Origin of the sequence: Streptomyces sp. NPDC048337 (genome assembly GCF_043201175.1) — a bacterium.
Lineage (GTDB): Bacteria > Actinomycetota > Actinomycetes > Streptomycetales > Streptomycetaceae > Streptomyces.
The window spans coordinates 204,442-218,002 of sequence record NZ_JBICYR010000013.1; the positions used below are offsets into that span (position 1 = coordinate 204,442).

The 13,561-nt window shown below is 70.1% G+C and carries 13 protein-coding genes; 10 read left to right on the top strand and 3 right to left on the bottom strand.

Annotation, left to right across the window (positions count from 1 at the left end; genetic code table 11):
* Positions 1-66: 66 nt before the first annotated feature.
* Positions 67-1,140 carry a tyrosine-protein phosphatase gene (locus tag ACGFYU_RS22160; RefSeq protein WP_393829014.1) on the bottom strand — a complete coding sequence of 358 codons (1,074 nt, stop codon included), beginning with the start codon at positions 1,138-1,140 and terminating at the stop codon, positions 67-69.
* A 1,083-nt stretch (positions 1,141-2,223) separates the two neighbouring features.
* On the opposite strand from ACGFYU_RS22160, the gene ACGFYU_RS22165 reads away from it, so the two are divergent.
* The 10 genes from ACGFYU_RS22165 (at position 2,224) to ACGFYU_RS22210 (ending at position 11,725) form a co-directional block, all read left to right on the top strand.
* Positions 2,224-3,342 (top strand): ADP-ribosylglycohydrolase family protein, encoded by a 1,119-nt coding sequence (locus ACGFYU_RS22165; protein ID WP_393829035.1) that lies wholly within the window; start codon positions 2,224-2,226, stop codon positions 3,340-3,342.
* A 287-nt stretch (positions 3,343-3,629) separates the two neighbouring features.
* Positions 3,630-5,009, top strand: a complete 1,380-nt coding sequence (locus ACGFYU_RS22170) for a glycoside hydrolase family 26 protein (protein WP_393829015.1) — start codon at positions 3,630-3,632, stop codon at positions 5,007-5,009.
* Positions 5,010-5,148: 139 nt separating this feature from the next.
* Positions 5,149-5,877, top strand: a complete 729-nt coding sequence (locus tag ACGFYU_RS22175) for a hypothetical protein (protein ID WP_393829016.1) — start codon at positions 5,149-5,151, stop codon at positions 5,875-5,877.
* Positions 5,878-5,973: 96 nt separating this feature from the next.
* Positions 5,974-7,371, top strand: coding sequence for a glycosyltransferase family 2 protein (locus tag ACGFYU_RS22180; RefSeq protein WP_393829017.1), 1,398 nt, complete (start codon positions 5,974-5,976; stop codon positions 7,369-7,371).
* A gap of 25 nt (positions 7,372-7,396) precedes the next feature.
* Positions 7,397-8,647 carry a glycoside hydrolase family 113 gene (locus ACGFYU_RS22185; protein WP_393829018.1) on the top strand — a complete coding sequence of 417 codons (1,251 nt, stop codon included), beginning with the start codon at positions 7,397-7,399 and terminating at the stop codon, positions 8,645-8,647.
* A 24-nt stretch (positions 8,648-8,671) separates the two neighbouring features.
* The gene (locus tag ACGFYU_RS22190) at positions 8,672-9,760 is read left to right on the top strand and encodes a sugar phosphate nucleotidyltransferase (RefSeq protein WP_393829019.1); all 1,089 of its coding nucleotides are present in this window, start codon (positions 8,672-8,674) and stop codon (positions 9,758-9,760) included.
* A 152-nt stretch (positions 9,761-9,912) separates the two neighbouring features.
* On the top strand, positions 9,913-10,773 hold the full coding sequence (locus tag ACGFYU_RS22195; RefSeq protein WP_393829020.1) for an LLM class F420-dependent oxidoreductase: 861 nt from the start codon (positions 9,913-9,915) through the stop codon (positions 10,771-10,773).
* Between the two features lie 67 nt (positions 10,774-10,840).
* Positions 10,841-11,122 (top strand): type II toxin-antitoxin system Phd/YefM family antitoxin, encoded by a 282-nt coding sequence (locus ACGFYU_RS22200; RefSeq protein WP_393829021.1) that lies wholly within the window; start codon positions 10,841-10,843, stop codon positions 11,120-11,122.
* A 3-nt stretch (positions 11,123-11,125) separates the two neighbouring features.
* A complete protein-coding gene (locus ACGFYU_RS22205) occupies positions 11,126-11,404 on the top strand; it encodes a type II toxin-antitoxin system RelE/ParE family toxin (protein ID WP_393829022.1) in 279 nt (92 codons plus the stop codon).
* A gap of 72 nt (positions 11,405-11,476) precedes the next feature.
* A complete protein-coding gene (locus ACGFYU_RS22210) occupies positions 11,477-11,725 on the top strand; it encodes a hypothetical protein (RefSeq protein WP_393829023.1) in 249 nt (82 codons plus the stop codon).
* On the opposite strand, the gene ACGFYU_RS22215 is transcribed toward ACGFYU_RS22210, so the two are convergent.
* Complete coding sequence (locus ACGFYU_RS22215; protein ID WP_393829024.1) at positions 11,686-12,360, bottom strand: hypothetical protein; 675 nt, start codon at positions 12,358-12,360, stop codon at positions 11,686-11,688. The two genes, ACGFYU_RS22210 and ACGFYU_RS22215, sit on opposite strands and share 40 nt — an antisense overlap.
* Before the next feature lie 3 nt (positions 12,361-12,363).
* Positions 12,364-13,275 carry a ParA family protein gene (locus ACGFYU_RS22220; protein ID WP_393829025.1) on the bottom strand — a complete coding sequence of 304 codons (912 nt, stop codon included), beginning with the start codon at positions 13,273-13,275 and terminating at the stop codon, positions 12,364-12,366.
* Between the last annotated feature and the right edge of the window lie 286 nt (positions 13,276-13,561).

The following is a 13,561-nucleotide window of genomic DNA, read 5'->3' on the forward strand; positions in this document are numbered from 1 at the left end:
GGCCGGGCTCTTTCGCTGTGCCGGCGGGCTCGGGTCTGGTCAGCCGGGTCAGCCGGGTCAGCCGGGTCAGCCGACGAGGAGGTCCTTCTTGAGCTGCTTCAGCTCGCGGGAGTCGATGCCGAGGCCGTCCTTCAGGTAGCGGTCGAAGGAGCCGTACTTCGCCTTGACCTCGTCGTAGCCGGAGTTGAGGTACTCGGGGCGCACGTCGAGCAGCGGCTTGTAGACGGCGGCCTGCGGGGCGGGCAGGCGGGAGAGGATCGCGTCGTTGGCGGCCTTGCGGTAGTCGTTGCTGGCCAGGTAGTCGGCCTCGACGGTCTCGCGGGGCACGCCGAGGGCGGTCCGCAGGGCGGCGTTGGCCCAGCCGGTGCGGTCCTTGCCGGCGGTGCAGTGGAAGAGCACGGTGCGGGCGTCGTCGTTCTGTATGCCTTCGAAGACCTGGGTGTAGGCCTTCTTGCCGCCCTCGCCGCTGACCATGGCCTTTTCGGCGTCGACCATGGCCTTGACGGCCTCGTCGGGGGTCCTGGGCATGGTCTGGAAGGAGCCGGAGCCTGCGAAGACGTCGGCGACGACGTAGGTGGCGCCGGCGGGGACCTTGTCGGCGTCCTTGGTGCGCTCGTCCTGCATGCGGAGGTCGAAGACCGTCTTGACGCGCAGGCGCTGGAGCTTGGCCAGGTCGTTGTCGGTCAGCTTGTTGAGGGCGTCGGAGCGGTAGACCTCGCCCATCTTGACCCACTGGCCGGTGGTGGTGCGGTAGCCGCCGGCGTCGCGGAAGTTGACGGCGCCTTCCAGCTTGATCAGGCGGTCGGCGAGGCGCAGGCCCTGGCCGTGCTCCGGCTTGAAGTCGAACCACTGGCGGTCGGCGGCGGGCAGGCCGGTGACGACGGCCTGGCCCTGGGCGCCGCCCTGGGCGACGACCTTGCCGTTGGCCTTGATCTCGACGCGGCGGGTGCCGGGGGCGCTCCACTTGAGCGTGTACGAGCCGTCGGGGGCGGCGGTGACGGTGGCCTCGGTGAAGGGGATGTGGGCGGCGGTGCGGTTGTGCTGGTGGCCGGAGGCGGAGGCGGAGGCCGCGGGGGCCACGACCAGGGAGGCGGTGAGGGTGGAGGCGACGACGGTCGCGGCGAGGAGGGCCTTCTTCATGGCTCCGAGGCTGGGCGGCGGCGGGAAACGTCGGATGAACGAGGTGTGGCCGAAAACGGCCGGGCCGAAGGCGAGTGGCAAAACGTGCCATGCGCTGCCGCGGGGCGGGCGGCTGGCCGGCCGGGTGTCCCGTGCCACGCGGCTGCGCCGGGCGGGCGGCCGGTCGGCCAGGGGCCCGCACACGCGGCTGCGCCGGGCCGGAAGCCGATCAGCCACAGGCCCGCGCACGGCGGCTGCGCCGGGCCGGAGGCCGGTCGGCCACAGGCCCGCGCACGGCGGCTGCGCCGGGCGGCTGGCCGGTTGACCAGGGGCCCGCACACGCGGCTGCGCCGGGCCGGAGGCCGGTCGGCCAGGGGCCCGCACACGCGGCTGCGCCGGGCCGGAGGCCGGTCGGCCACAGGCCCGCGCACTCGGCTGCGCCGGGCGGCTGGCCGGTTGACCAGGGGCCCGCGCACGCGGCTGCGCCGGGCGACTGGCCGGTCGGCCACAGGCCCACACACACGGCTGCACCGGGCCGGAGGCCGGTCGGCCACAGGCCCGCGCACGCGGCTGCACCGGGCCGGCGGCTGGTTGGCCCGTGCCACTGGGCGGTGTCGGGCGGGCGGTCGGGCCGGGTGGGGGCGGGGGCCGAATGTGTCCGGATTCCGGCCGTTCTCCGCTCACTTACGGGCCGCTCGGCGGGCTCCTTCCGGGTCTCGGCCGGACGTGTCCACTAAAGTGCGCGCCAGTGCAGGCACGGTCGGGGGGACGGTGGCGGCGATGGACGCGACAGCCGGAGCAGCGGGCGTAGTGGTCGGCAAGGGCCGGATGGCCGGGGTGGACGAAGTGATCGGTACGCACATGACGGACCCGCCGGGCGGCGCGAGCACCCATGCCGGTGCGCTGCGCGCGGCCGACATCAGCGGCGCCCCGCCTGGCCCCGGCCGGGCGGGCGGCGTACTCGGCACGGTCGAAGCCGGCAGCGCGGGCTCCCCGGGCGATCCCAGCGCCGCGGGCGTACCCGGCGGCGCGCTGCGCCGAGTCGGCCCCGCGGGAGTCACCGCCGCGACTGCCGATGAGGGGGCCGGGCGGGCCGCGGCCGGGTTGTGGGGCCGGTTCGAGCAGCAGGACTTCCGAAGCCGAGTGCGCGGAGCGCTCCTCGGTGGCGCGATCGGCGACACCCTCGACCCACCCGCCGACCCGGACCACGGGCCCGGTGACGGGACCGGGCACGGGACCGGGCGCGCGGCGGGGTACTCGGCCGGGTTCGGGGTGGGGCATCGGGGTCGGGCCGGCGGGGCGGGGCGGGTGGGGGCGGCCACGCAGCTCACCCTGTTCACCGTGGACGGGCTCATACGGGCCCACGTGCGCCGGGACACCGGCGCCTGGCACCCGCCCACCGACATCCACCGCGCGTACCTCCGCTGGGCCGCCACCCAGCGCGACTGGGGCCCCGACGAGCGCCGCGAGGACAACGGCTGGCTCGCGCAGCAGGAGTGGCTCTACAGCCGCCGCGACCCCGACCGCGCCTCCCTGACCGGCTTCGCCGACGACATCCTCGGCACCCTCGACCAGCCCAAGAACCCCACCGCCCGGGACGCGGCCGCCGCGACCCGCTCCGCGCCGTTCGGGCTGCTCGTCGGCTGGGAGCCCGCCCTCGTCCTCCAACTCGCCGTCGAGTGCGCCGCGCAGAGCCACGGCCACCCCGCCGCCTACCTCTCGGCCGGCGCCTTCGCCGTCATCGTGCACGGCCTGACCCGCGGCGACTCGCCCGATGTCGCCGTCCACCGCGCCCTCGGCCTGCTCGCGGCCCGCCCCGGCCACCAGCCCGTCACCGACGCCCTCCAGCAGGCCCTTTCGGCCGTCACCCAGGGCCCGCCCACCCCCGACCGCGTCCAGGCCCTGTCCCCCACGGCCGACGCCGAGCACACCCTCGCCGTCGCCGTCTACTGCGCGCTCGTCGCCGAGGACATCCCGCACGGGCTGCACCTCGCCGTCACCCACGGCCGGGACTCCGCCGCCACCGGCGCCCTGTGCGGTGCCCTGCTCGGCGCCCTCCACGGCGAGACCGCCCTCCCCGCCGCCCGCGTCGCCACCCTCGAAGGCCGCGCCACACTGCTCGAACTCGCCGACGACTTCGCCCTGGAGATGACCCAGGGCCCCACCCTCCACGGCCCGTCCGCCACCGCCCCGGGCTGGACCGACAGATATCCCCCGCTTTAGAACCGCCCGCCGACGACTCACGAATCGGGCCAAGGTTGCACAGGCTCGGGGGTGATTCCACTCATGACGCCCCGTACGTAGGTTCGTGATAAAAACGATCGACATATCACGAGTCGATTCGTCACAACGGGGCGGCTGAATACGGCTCTCGGCTTTCCTGGCATGCTCCGCACGACCTGGCGGAGACCGTGATCAACTCCACGGAACACACCGCGGTTCTGTCTTTCTTTCATAACGAGCATCGGGCGCCACGCCGCCCATCCCGACCTTGGGGGAGGAGGGGAGAAGTGAGACGCCGTACGGCGATCCTCAGCGGCGGCGGCGCCGTGATCGGGGCTCTCGGCTATGCGGGGCTGCGGTCCGTGCGCGGCTCGGACGCCGCTCCCGCCGTTCCACCGGTCGACCGCGATCTCGCCCTCCGTGACCCTGCGGCTTCCCCCTCGGCCCGCGCCGTCTTCCGGATGCTCGCCGACCTCGAGAACGAGGCCAGGGCCGGACGCCCCCGTGCCACCCTCATCGGACAGCACATCGAGCTCCACAACGAACTCAACAATCCCGACTACGGCGACTACCGGGGCCTCAAACAGCCCGGCTACTACTACCGGAAGTCCGCCGACATCACCGGCAAGCTTCCGGGATTCGTCGAGGTCGACCTCGGCCCCGGCTACGAAACGGAAGGCTGGGGCGTGGACCGGCCGCGCACCTACTCGTCCGCCTGGCCCTCCCGCCGCAAGGAATGGGCGTACGTCGACGACGCCGTCGACCTGGCGGTGGGTGTGTGGTCGGGGCTTCCACGAGCCGACGAGGGCACCTACAACCGGGACGGGAAGGAGCGCCGCAGCGACGGCTCCCCCTCCGAGCTCCCCCGGAACGGCGGCAAGCCGGCAGGCCTCGTCGGCATGTCCTTCCACCAACCGTGGCCCGGCAGCAGGCTCAAGGGCTACGAGGAGACCATGCGGCGGAATTCGCCCGCCGCCGCGGATCCCGGCTGGATCGGCAGACTGCTGACCCCGGGCACCGAGGAGCACCGTGCGTTGCTCCTCGACCTGTCCTTCCTCGCCGACCACCTCGGCTACCTCGCGGCACTCGACGTACCCGTGCTGCTCCGTCCGTACCACGAGATGAACGCGAGCGCGGAGGACGGCTTTTGGTGGTCGGGGCTGGCGCCCGAGGAGTACAAGACGCTCTGGCGGACGCTCTACGAACACCTGGTGGACACGCGAGGCCTGCACAATCTGATCTTCGTCTGGTCGCCGAGTGCCTGGGACCACGTCCACGGCAGCGAACCGTGGGACTACTATCCGGGCGCGCGCCACGTGGACGTCGTCGGCGTGGACGACTACAGCGGCAGCCCCCGGAAGCCCTTCGGCGGCGGCGTGTGGACCAAGAAGTGGTACGACGGTCTCGCCGGCTACGGCAAGCCGCGGATGATGGCCGAGTCCTTCCACGTGCCGGTCAACAGCGCCCAGCCCCGGACGCTGGAGCAGACGCCCTGGGTGATCTGGACCGTGTGGGGCCAGGGGCTCACCCAGCACAACCGGTCGGGACCGCAGGGAATGAACACCCCCGCCGACGTGGCGGCCACGTACGGCTCCCCACGCGTGCTCACCGGCGGACCGGACTCCGGCGACTCGGAACGTTTCTGGCGATCGCTGAGACCAACGTGACACGTCCCGGACCCGTCAACTTTCAGCCGGCGAAGACCCGAACGCAATACTCCGCTGCCAGAATTCGAACGGTGTCACGACGGGTCTCCTGGGTCCCGACCATCCCGCTGTTACCACCTATCCAGACGAGGCGAGAGCAATGCCCCTCTCCATGGGTCTGGCCTCCGGCCGAGCAACCCTCACCGTTCCGCGTATCCACCGCGTTGCCGCGTACATCGCCCTGGCCTGGGCAGTGGTGCTGCTCGCCTGGGCCGCCTACAGCTGCTTCTGGCAGGTCGGTGCCGCCGACTTCGCCAAGGGGATCGTCTACTTCGGGCTCGGCGACGGCACCGGACGCGCGGACACCGCCGACCTGAACCTGGCCGTCGTGTACCTGGCGGCCAGCCTGCTGATCCTGCGTGCCAACTCCTGGGCCCGCGGACTCGCCTGTGGCGCCGCCCTCATCGAGGGCTACAACCGGCTGCGCAGCCTCACCGGCGCACTGTTCGACAGCCATCAGAGCGACTGGTTCCTGCACACCACCGAAGGACAGCTGAAGCTGGCCACGTTCGCCGCCGGGGTGCTCGTCACCGCGACGCTGGTGATCCTGCTGATCAAGGAAGCCACCGTCTACGAGCCGTGGGTGCCGCCGACCAACGCCTGGGCCCAGCAGCCCGCCCCGTTCACGCCGCAACCCGCTCCCCCGATGCCGCCGCAGGGCCAGTACGGATACCCGCAGCAGCACCAGCAGGCACCGCTCGTTCCGCCCGCCCCACAGGCACAGGCGATGCCGCCCCAGGTTCCGAACCCCTACCAGTACCCGCAGCAGCCGGGCACGCCCTACCAGGGACACCAGCCGCCGCAGCCGCCCCAGCAACCCGGCAGTTAGGCGCCGGCACGTTCCATGTCGTCTCACTCGGAGATCCGTTCAATGACCGCCACCACCCATAGCGCGGACCATTCAGGCACACGGCACGGCGCCAAGATGGCGCAGCGTCACGCCTCGTGGAAGCCCGGCATCCTGCCGTTCCTCCTGCCCTTCCTGATCCTGCTCGGCTTCGGACTGTGGTCGTACCTGCCGAACGACACCCCGATGGCGTGGGCACTGACGATCGTGTGGTCGCTGCCGGTCGTCGGCGTGATGGTCGGACTCCAAGGCGCTCTGCTGATCAGGCGCCGGGTGCGGCGCGCCCACGAGATGATGCCGGCGGCCCCCGTCGAGAACGACTTCCTGATCGCCCTGGTTCCGACGATCGGGCGGCACGACACCTACCCGGCACTGGAACGTTCCGTCCTGTCGTACGTGGATCACCTGCCCCAGTACTTCCCGCACATGCGAGTCGATGTCCTCACCGAAGAGGGCTGCGAGGCGGCGGAGCGGATCCAGGCGCTGGAGGATCGCAGTCCGCTGATCCGGGTCGTCACCGTGCCGAAGGCGTACGTCACTCCCAACGGGACCCGCTTCAAGGCGCGTGCCAACCACTACTCGCACGAGCTGCGCATCGCCGAGGGCGAGGCCCTGGACGACGTCTGGGTCCTGCACATGGACGACGACACCGCCGTCGGACCGGACACCTCGGCCGCCGTCGCCCAGTTCGTCAACCGGCAGCGCAGGGCCCACCCGGACGACGCCAAGCACATGGCGCAGGGCATTCTCACCTACCCGCGTGAGAACGCGGTCAACATGTTCACCTGGCTCGCCGACGCGGTGCGTCCCGCCGATGACATCGCCCGCTTCAGGGCCCTGACCGGCATGGGTACCCCGGTGGCCGGTGTGCACGGCGAGCTGCTGCTGCTGCGAGCCTCCATCGAGGCCACCATCGGCTGGGACTTCGGCCCGAAGGCCATCGTGGAGGATGCCCAGCTGGCCCTGAACTTCTGCCGCCTCTACCCCGGACGCAGCGACTGGTTCAACGGCCGCTGCTACGGAGCCTCGCCCGCCAGTGCCCGCGACTTCATCAAGCAACGCGAGCGCTGGGCCTGGGGCCTGGTGGCCCTCTGCTTCAACCGGACGATTCCCCTGCGCTACCGGTGGTTCCTCGCGATCTGTGTGACGACGTGGATCCTCGGCCCGCTGCAGCACATCGGTGCCGTTCTGCTGATCGCGTGGTTCACCGGAAACATGAACACCTCGCCGGTCGCGCAGTCGGTCGTCGTGCTGTGGTCCCTCAACTTCGCCTATGTGGTGTGGACCTACTGGGAAGGACTGAGGCTGAACGCCCTGGTCTCCCTCAGCGGCAGGCGCAAGTGGTGGGAGCCCATCGTCGTCATAGGCCTCATACCCCTCTTCTCGATCCTGGAAGGACTCGGCGGCTTCCGCGGATTCATCAAGTTCGTGCGGCGCGAAGAGAACAAGTTCGTCGTCATCGCCAAGCCCGCCTGACCCTTCCCCCAGGAACTCCTCTCCCATGAAACGATCTCGCATACCCCTCCTCGCGGTCTTCCCGGTCACGGTCATCACCGGTGTGATCGTCGCCCCGCTGATCCTGGGCAACCACCCCGTGCGGTGGACCGCCGGATCCGCGATGCCCCACGTGGTCGTGGGCGATGCGCACGCCGGCCCCAAACCGACCGTCGAAGCGGCCGGCAAGGACGCCAAGCCGCCCGCCGGCAGCGGCACCGGCACCGGCACCCAGCCGCCTCCCGCCGCTCCCGCCACGGTGGCCAACCCGTGGAAGCCGGGCATGCCGCAATGGGGCGTGCAGATCTACTGGGAGGACACCCCGGAGCAGTCCGCCTCCTACCTCACGGAGAAGGCGCAGCTGCAGGCCAAGTACCTGATCGGGCTCAAGGCGAATTCGGTGTCGATCTCCTTCCCCTTCTACACCGGGAACGTCACCTCGACCAAGACGACCGCGGGCCCGCGCACGCCGAGCCCGGAGCGCCTCGAAACCGTACTCAAGGTCTTCCAGGAGGCGGGTCTGCGCACCACCGTGCGCCCGTTGATGGACGAGAAGTCGCTCGGCGGCATGCCCAATTGGCGCGGCACCATCAAGCCGTCCGACAAGGACGCCTGGTTCGCCTCGTACACGAAGTTCCTCGGCCCCTACCTGGATGTGGCGGAGAAGCACAAGGTCGCCTCCTTCACCCTGGCGACCGAGCTCAACTCCCTCGAAGGCGATCCCCGATGGAAGGCCCTCGCCGACACGGCGGAGAAGAGCTACTCGGGCGAGATCGGCTACGACGCCAACTACGACAACTACGTGGCGGGCCGGATCAACATGCCGGTCGAACAGCTCGGCGTGGACGCCTACTTCCCCGTGAAGGTGCCCGATACCGCCCCGGTGGAAGACCTGGTCAAGGGCTGGAACGTCTGGCTGGACAAGAAGTCCCGCGGGCCCCTTCCCGAGATCGTGATCTCCGAGGCCGGTATCGGCGCGATGACGGGCGCCTACCAGGAGCCCGGGGACTTCCACACCAAGCGCGCCCTCAACACCCAGGTACAGGCGAACTGGTACAACGCGGTCTGCCAGGTCGTCAAGCAGCGCAAGATGAAGGGCGTCTACTGGTGGTCGATCTACTTCGACGACGATCCGTTCGCCAAGCCGGCCGACAGCGCGTCACGGCTCCACTTCGCCGGGCGCCCGGACACCGAGAAGGCCATCCGGGACTGCTTCGGCTCGGACTACGCGCTCACCGGCAGCACCCCTACTTCCTGACGCCGACCAAAGGCAGACATTGACATGAGCGAGGCCATCCTCCTCGTCGGCGGTAAAGGCACCCGGCTGCTCCCGCTGACCGCTTTCACCCCCAAGCCCCTCCTGCGGGTGGCCGGCGTGCCCTTCCTCACGCACCAGCTGGCGCGCGCGGCCGCGGCGGGGGTCACCCGGGTGGTCCTGGCCACCTCCTACCTCGCCGAGCTCTTCGAGCAGGAGTACGGCGACGGCTCCGACCTCGGCCTGGAGTTGGTGTACGTCACCGAAAAGGACCCGCTCGGCACCGGCGGTGCGATACGCAACGCCGCCGACCATCTGACGTGCGCTCCCGGCGACCCGGTCCTCGTGTTCAACGGAGACATCCTCTCCGGCCTGGACATCGCCGCCCTGCGGGACGGCCACAGCGCATCCGGTGCCGATGTCAGCCTGCATCTGACCCGGGTCCCCGACCCTCGGGCCTTCGGCCTGGTGCCGACCGGACCCGACGGTCGCGTACTGGCCTTCCTGGAGAAGCCGGAAACGCCGGAGGAGATCGTCACCGACCAGATCAACGCGGGCTGCTACGTCTTCACCCGTTCGGTCATCGACACGATCCCGACCGGTCGCGAGGTGTCCGTCGAACGCGAGACCTTCCCCGGTCTGCTCTCCTCGGGCGGCTATCTGCGCGGAGTCACGGACGACAGCTACTGGCTCGACCTCGGCACCCCGGCGGCCTTCACCAAGGGGTCGGCGGATCTCGTACGCGGCCTGGTCGTCTCGCCCGCCCTGCCCGGCCCCACCGGTGAGGCGCTGGTCCTGCCCGGCGCCCAGGTGCACGAGCACGCGGTGCTGAGCGGTGGCACCGTGGTGTGCGAGGACGCCGTGGTCGGGGCCGGCGCCGTGGTCGAGGGCAGTGTCGTCCTGCCCGGTGCCGTGGTCGCGGCAGGCGCGCTGGTGCACCGTTCGGTGGTCGGCCGCCAGGCGTCGGTGGGGGCGGGATCCGCCGTACGCGAGGCGATCGTCGGCGACGGCGCGGAGGTGGGCCCGCACAACGAGCTGCCCGCAGGCCTGCGGATCGCCTGCGGCGTCAGCCTGCCCGCCCAGGCCGTACGCGTGTCCGCACCGGTCATGGCGTGAAGCCCAGCCGCTGCGGGGGCAGGGTGGCCGGGACGCGGAGGGGGAGCCGGGCGGACAGCCGATCAGAAGGAGGGTCGGCCTGACGCCCCCTCAACATTCGTACGTTCAGCCCGTACCGTTGCGGTTCCCACGTCTCGGAGGTGCCTGAAGCCATGCGGATCGCCACGACCATCTTCCTCACCGACCGCACCGTCTCGCCCGTCCGCCTCGCCCGGAGTCTGGAGGAGCGGGGGTTCGCCGGGCTCTACCTGCCCGAGCACACGCACATCCCGGTCTCCCGGGACACCGGGGCGCCCATGGGGGGCGACCTCCCCGAGATGTACGGGCGCACCCTCGACCCCTTCGTGGCCCTCGGGCAGGCCGCGGCCGTGACCGAGCGGCTGCGGCTCGGCACCGGGATCACCCTGGTCGCCCAGCACGACCCGATCGGCCTCGCGAAGCAGATCGCCACGCTCGACCACCTGTCCGGCGGCCGGTTCACCCTCGGCATCGGATACGGCTGGAACGTGGAGGAAGCCGCCGACCACGGCGTCGAGTGGCGCACCCGCCGGGAGCTGGTCCGCGACCGGATGGCGCTGATGCGCGCCCTGTGGGCCCCCGAGCCCACGCCGTACGTCGGCGAGTTCTCCTCGGTCCAGGCCAGCGCGGCCTTCCCCAAGCCGGCCCAGCCCCCGCGCGAACTCACCCCGGGCCACCCCCTCCACGGCCCCCGCACCCTGATCGGCGGCGCCGCCGGGCCCAAGCTCTTCGCCGCCATCGCCGACCACGCCGACGGCTGGATGCCGATCGGCGGCCGCGGCCTGACCGAGTCCATGCCGGTGCTCCGCCAGATCTGGGAGACCGCGGGCCGCGACCCGAAGACCCTCCAGGTGGTCCCGTACGCCGTCCAGCCCACGCCGGGCAAGATGGCCCACTACGCCGACCTCGGCCTGGAGGAGATCGTCCTCCAGCTCCCCTCGGCCCCGGAGCCGGAGATCCTGCGCGCCCTGGACGACTTCGCCCAGTACCTCTGACCTGCGGTGCGCGCGGAGGAAGGTGCCGCAAGGCGCGCGACTCATGTACATCTGGTACATTCGTTGCATGAGTGAGCCTGTGATCGAGTCCATGGCAGAGGTGCGCAGCCACCTGGCGGACGCCATAGACCGCGCGCACCGCGAGGGAGTGCCCACGATCATCACGCGGCGCGGCAAGCAGGAGGCCGTCGTGATCGACATCGACGAGTACCAGCGGCTTCGCCGCCTGGCCGATGAGGCCGAGGACGCTTGGCTGAACAACCTGGCCGACGAGGCCGAGAGCGAGGGCCTTGAGGGGTCCGTCTCGCTTGAGGAAATGGCCGCCATCCTCCGCGATCAGCAGGCCTGACGGATGGGTTACGTCACCCGGTTCACCGCTCACGCACAACGCGACCTGCTCAAGGTTCCCCGCCCCGACGCGGTGCGCATCCTGCACCGGCTCACCGAACTACAGAAGGCCCTCACGGACGGGGACACCGCAGCGTTCGACATCAAGGCCATGCAAGGTCACGCATCGCGCTGGCGTCTGCGCGTCGGCGACTACCGCGTGGTCTACACCGTCGAGAACGGCCAGCTGATCATCTGGGTACTGGCGGTCGGCCACCGGCGCGAGGTCTACCGCGACCACTGAAGCGCGCCACACCCCCGGTCGGCGGGGGAAATCCCATCGACGGCGGGGCCGGGGTCACCGACGATGGGTGGTATGCCGGGACAGCACAAACGCAAGCGGCGCCAGGAGGCGGATCGGCGTAGCCGGGAGCTGCCGCCGGGGCGGTGGGAGCCGCTGCTCACCACCGAGGGCCAGGCCGAGTTCCGGGCGTACGTCCGCCGCCTGTACGCCGAGGGCCGCATGGCCGATCCGGAGCACCTGCGGATGGACACCTTCTCCCGCCGTCTGGAACGCCCGACCGTCTACCGGGTCAGCCTCTTCATGCCGGAGCCATCCGCGTGATCGGCCGATTGGACGCGCTCCCCGCCCGGATCCGGGTGCGGGTCGACGCTTACGTCCTCCAGGTCAGCCGGTTCGACGCCGGCCTCAGTCAGGGAATCGGCAGGAGCCGGGCCCGGTTCACCGTGCACGACCGGCGAGCCGGCGCCTACGGCGGCCTCCGCCGCCCCATCCCCCTCCGGCACCTCAGGTGTTCCGGATGGCGCGGACGGTTCGGGGGTCCTCGGCCCGATACCGCCATCCGTCGCCACTTCCCCCTTGATCGCCCCGGACCTCAGCCGGTAGCCGATCGTGGCCTCGACGATCCGCTCCTTCAGGCGGTCGACACGGTCGGACCGGGCCACAGGAACGTCCAGCGTCCGCGCCAGCTTCTCCAGTGCGGCCCGGCTCAAACCCAACTCGTCCAGATGAGCGAGGCCTTCCTCGCGCGAGTTCATGCCGGCCAGCACCAATCGGACCCCGTCGGGATCAGGCAGCACATCCCTTCCGCCCGGCTTCCCCGGACGGGACTGACGGGTAGTGAGAGTGAGCCTGGCCTTTCCCCCCGCCAGATCGGCGAGTTCATGCGGCGTGAGGCTCTTCAGAAACTCGCCCACCCGCTGGAGCACAGCGTGGGAGAGTTCGATCGACGGCTCCACGTCCTACCACCCGATCCGACTGCTGAACTCGGTCACCATGTCCTCCAGCTCACCGACCAAGCGCTGTTTGCGCTCTGCCCCGTAGGCCTGCAGTACCAGCGGCTTTCCGACTTCGGGAGCGTCCGCGAAGAGCGTCTTGTCGTCCCTTACATACGTGTCGAACACCGGAACGCCGAGGGCTTTGGTCTGATTGATGTACTGACGCAGCGCCTGAATGGGCCGCTGCGCATAGAACTGCATCATGGTGAACACGACACCGACCAACGACGGATCGATCTGCCGGTCCGGTCCACCTTCGGACTCGGCCTTGGCATAGGCATTGAAGTCGCCCACCAGCTCGGCGAGGCTGCGCTGCAGGTAGTCGATGCCCAGGGTCGAAAGGTAGTCCGGCCGCGCCGGGATCAGGATGTGGTCGCTGGCGACGATGGCCGTCTTCGTCACGATGTTGAAGTTCGGCGGACAGTCGATCAGGACCAGGTCGTACTCCTGGAACGACTCCTCCGCCAGGCCCTCAGCCAGCCGCCGGTGAACACGCAGGTACTTCTTCTGCGTCTGCTTGAGCGTCCCGCCACCCAGTTCCGTGGCCAGTTCCAGGTCCACGTTGATCAGCCCCAGGTGTGAGGCGATCAGATGCAGGCATCCGGCGACGCGTCCGATGTGTGGCGCTGCCGTGATCAGCGAGGAGAGCTCAATGGGTGAGGAATCGTCGGTGAAGGAGTCGTACCAGCTCTTGATCGTCCTCTTCTCCTTGAGATGAGCACTCCAGAAATCCGGCTTCATCAGCGAGAATGTCAGACTCGCCTGCGGATCGAGGTCTATGAGGAGGACCTTCTTCCCTCGATGCGCGAGCTCCGCCCCGATATTCGCCGTGAGCGTGGTCTTGCCCACCCCGCCCTTGTAGTTGATGACGGCCACAACCTGCATGAATCCCACCCCTAGCCGACTGCCCGGCCGCGTTGACAAGGCCGGGCGCGGTGGGAGCGTAGCCGATCGGTTACGACTTTCCATGAAGAGAGACTCTTTTATCCATCATACGGATGAGTAACAGTAATTATCGGCCAGTTGAGAAGAATTCAGCCGGTTGGATGAGATGTCCCCCAGGGAGTGTGAGGTGGGCCGCCGGGCGAGGTGCCAGCCTGTGGGGCTGGTCCTTTTCCCAGCGACCTCCTCCCGAACCCGTCGTGCGACGTTAATCGCAACG

Coding starts and splice junctions, on each gene's coding strand:
- ACGFYU_RS22185 (WP_393829018.1), top strand. CDS start 7,397: ATGAAACGATCTCGCATACCCCTCCTCGCGGTCTTCCCGGTCACGGTC.
- ACGFYU_RS22190 (WP_393829019.1), top strand. CDS start 8,672: ATGAGCGAGGCCATCCTCCTCGTCGGCGGTAAAGGCACCCGGCTGCTC.
- ACGFYU_RS22180 (WP_393829017.1), top strand. CDS start 5,974: ATGGCGCAGCGTCACGCCTCGTGGAAGCCCGGCATCCTGCCGTTCCTC.
- ACGFYU_RS22160 (WP_393829014.1), bottom strand. CDS start 1,140: ATGAAGAAGGCCCTCCTCGCCGCGACCGTCGTCGCCTCCACCCTCACC.
- ACGFYU_RS22175 (WP_393829016.1), top strand. CDS start 5,149: ATGCCCCTCTCCATGGGTCTGGCCTCCGGCCGAGCAACCCTCACCGTT.
- ACGFYU_RS22205 (WP_393829022.1), top strand. CDS start 11,126: ATGGGTTACGTCACCCGGTTCACCGCTCACGCACAACGCGACCTGCTC.
- ACGFYU_RS22195 (WP_393829020.1), top strand. CDS start 9,913: ATGCGGATCGCCACGACCATCTTCCTCACCGACCGCACCGTCTCGCCC.
- ACGFYU_RS22210 (WP_393829023.1), top strand. CDS start 11,477: ATGCCGGGACAGCACAAACGCAAGCGGCGCCAGGAGGCGGATCGGCGT.
- ACGFYU_RS22200 (WP_393829021.1), top strand. CDS start 10,841: ATGAGTGAGCCTGTGATCGAGTCCATGGCAGAGGTGCGCAGCCACCTG.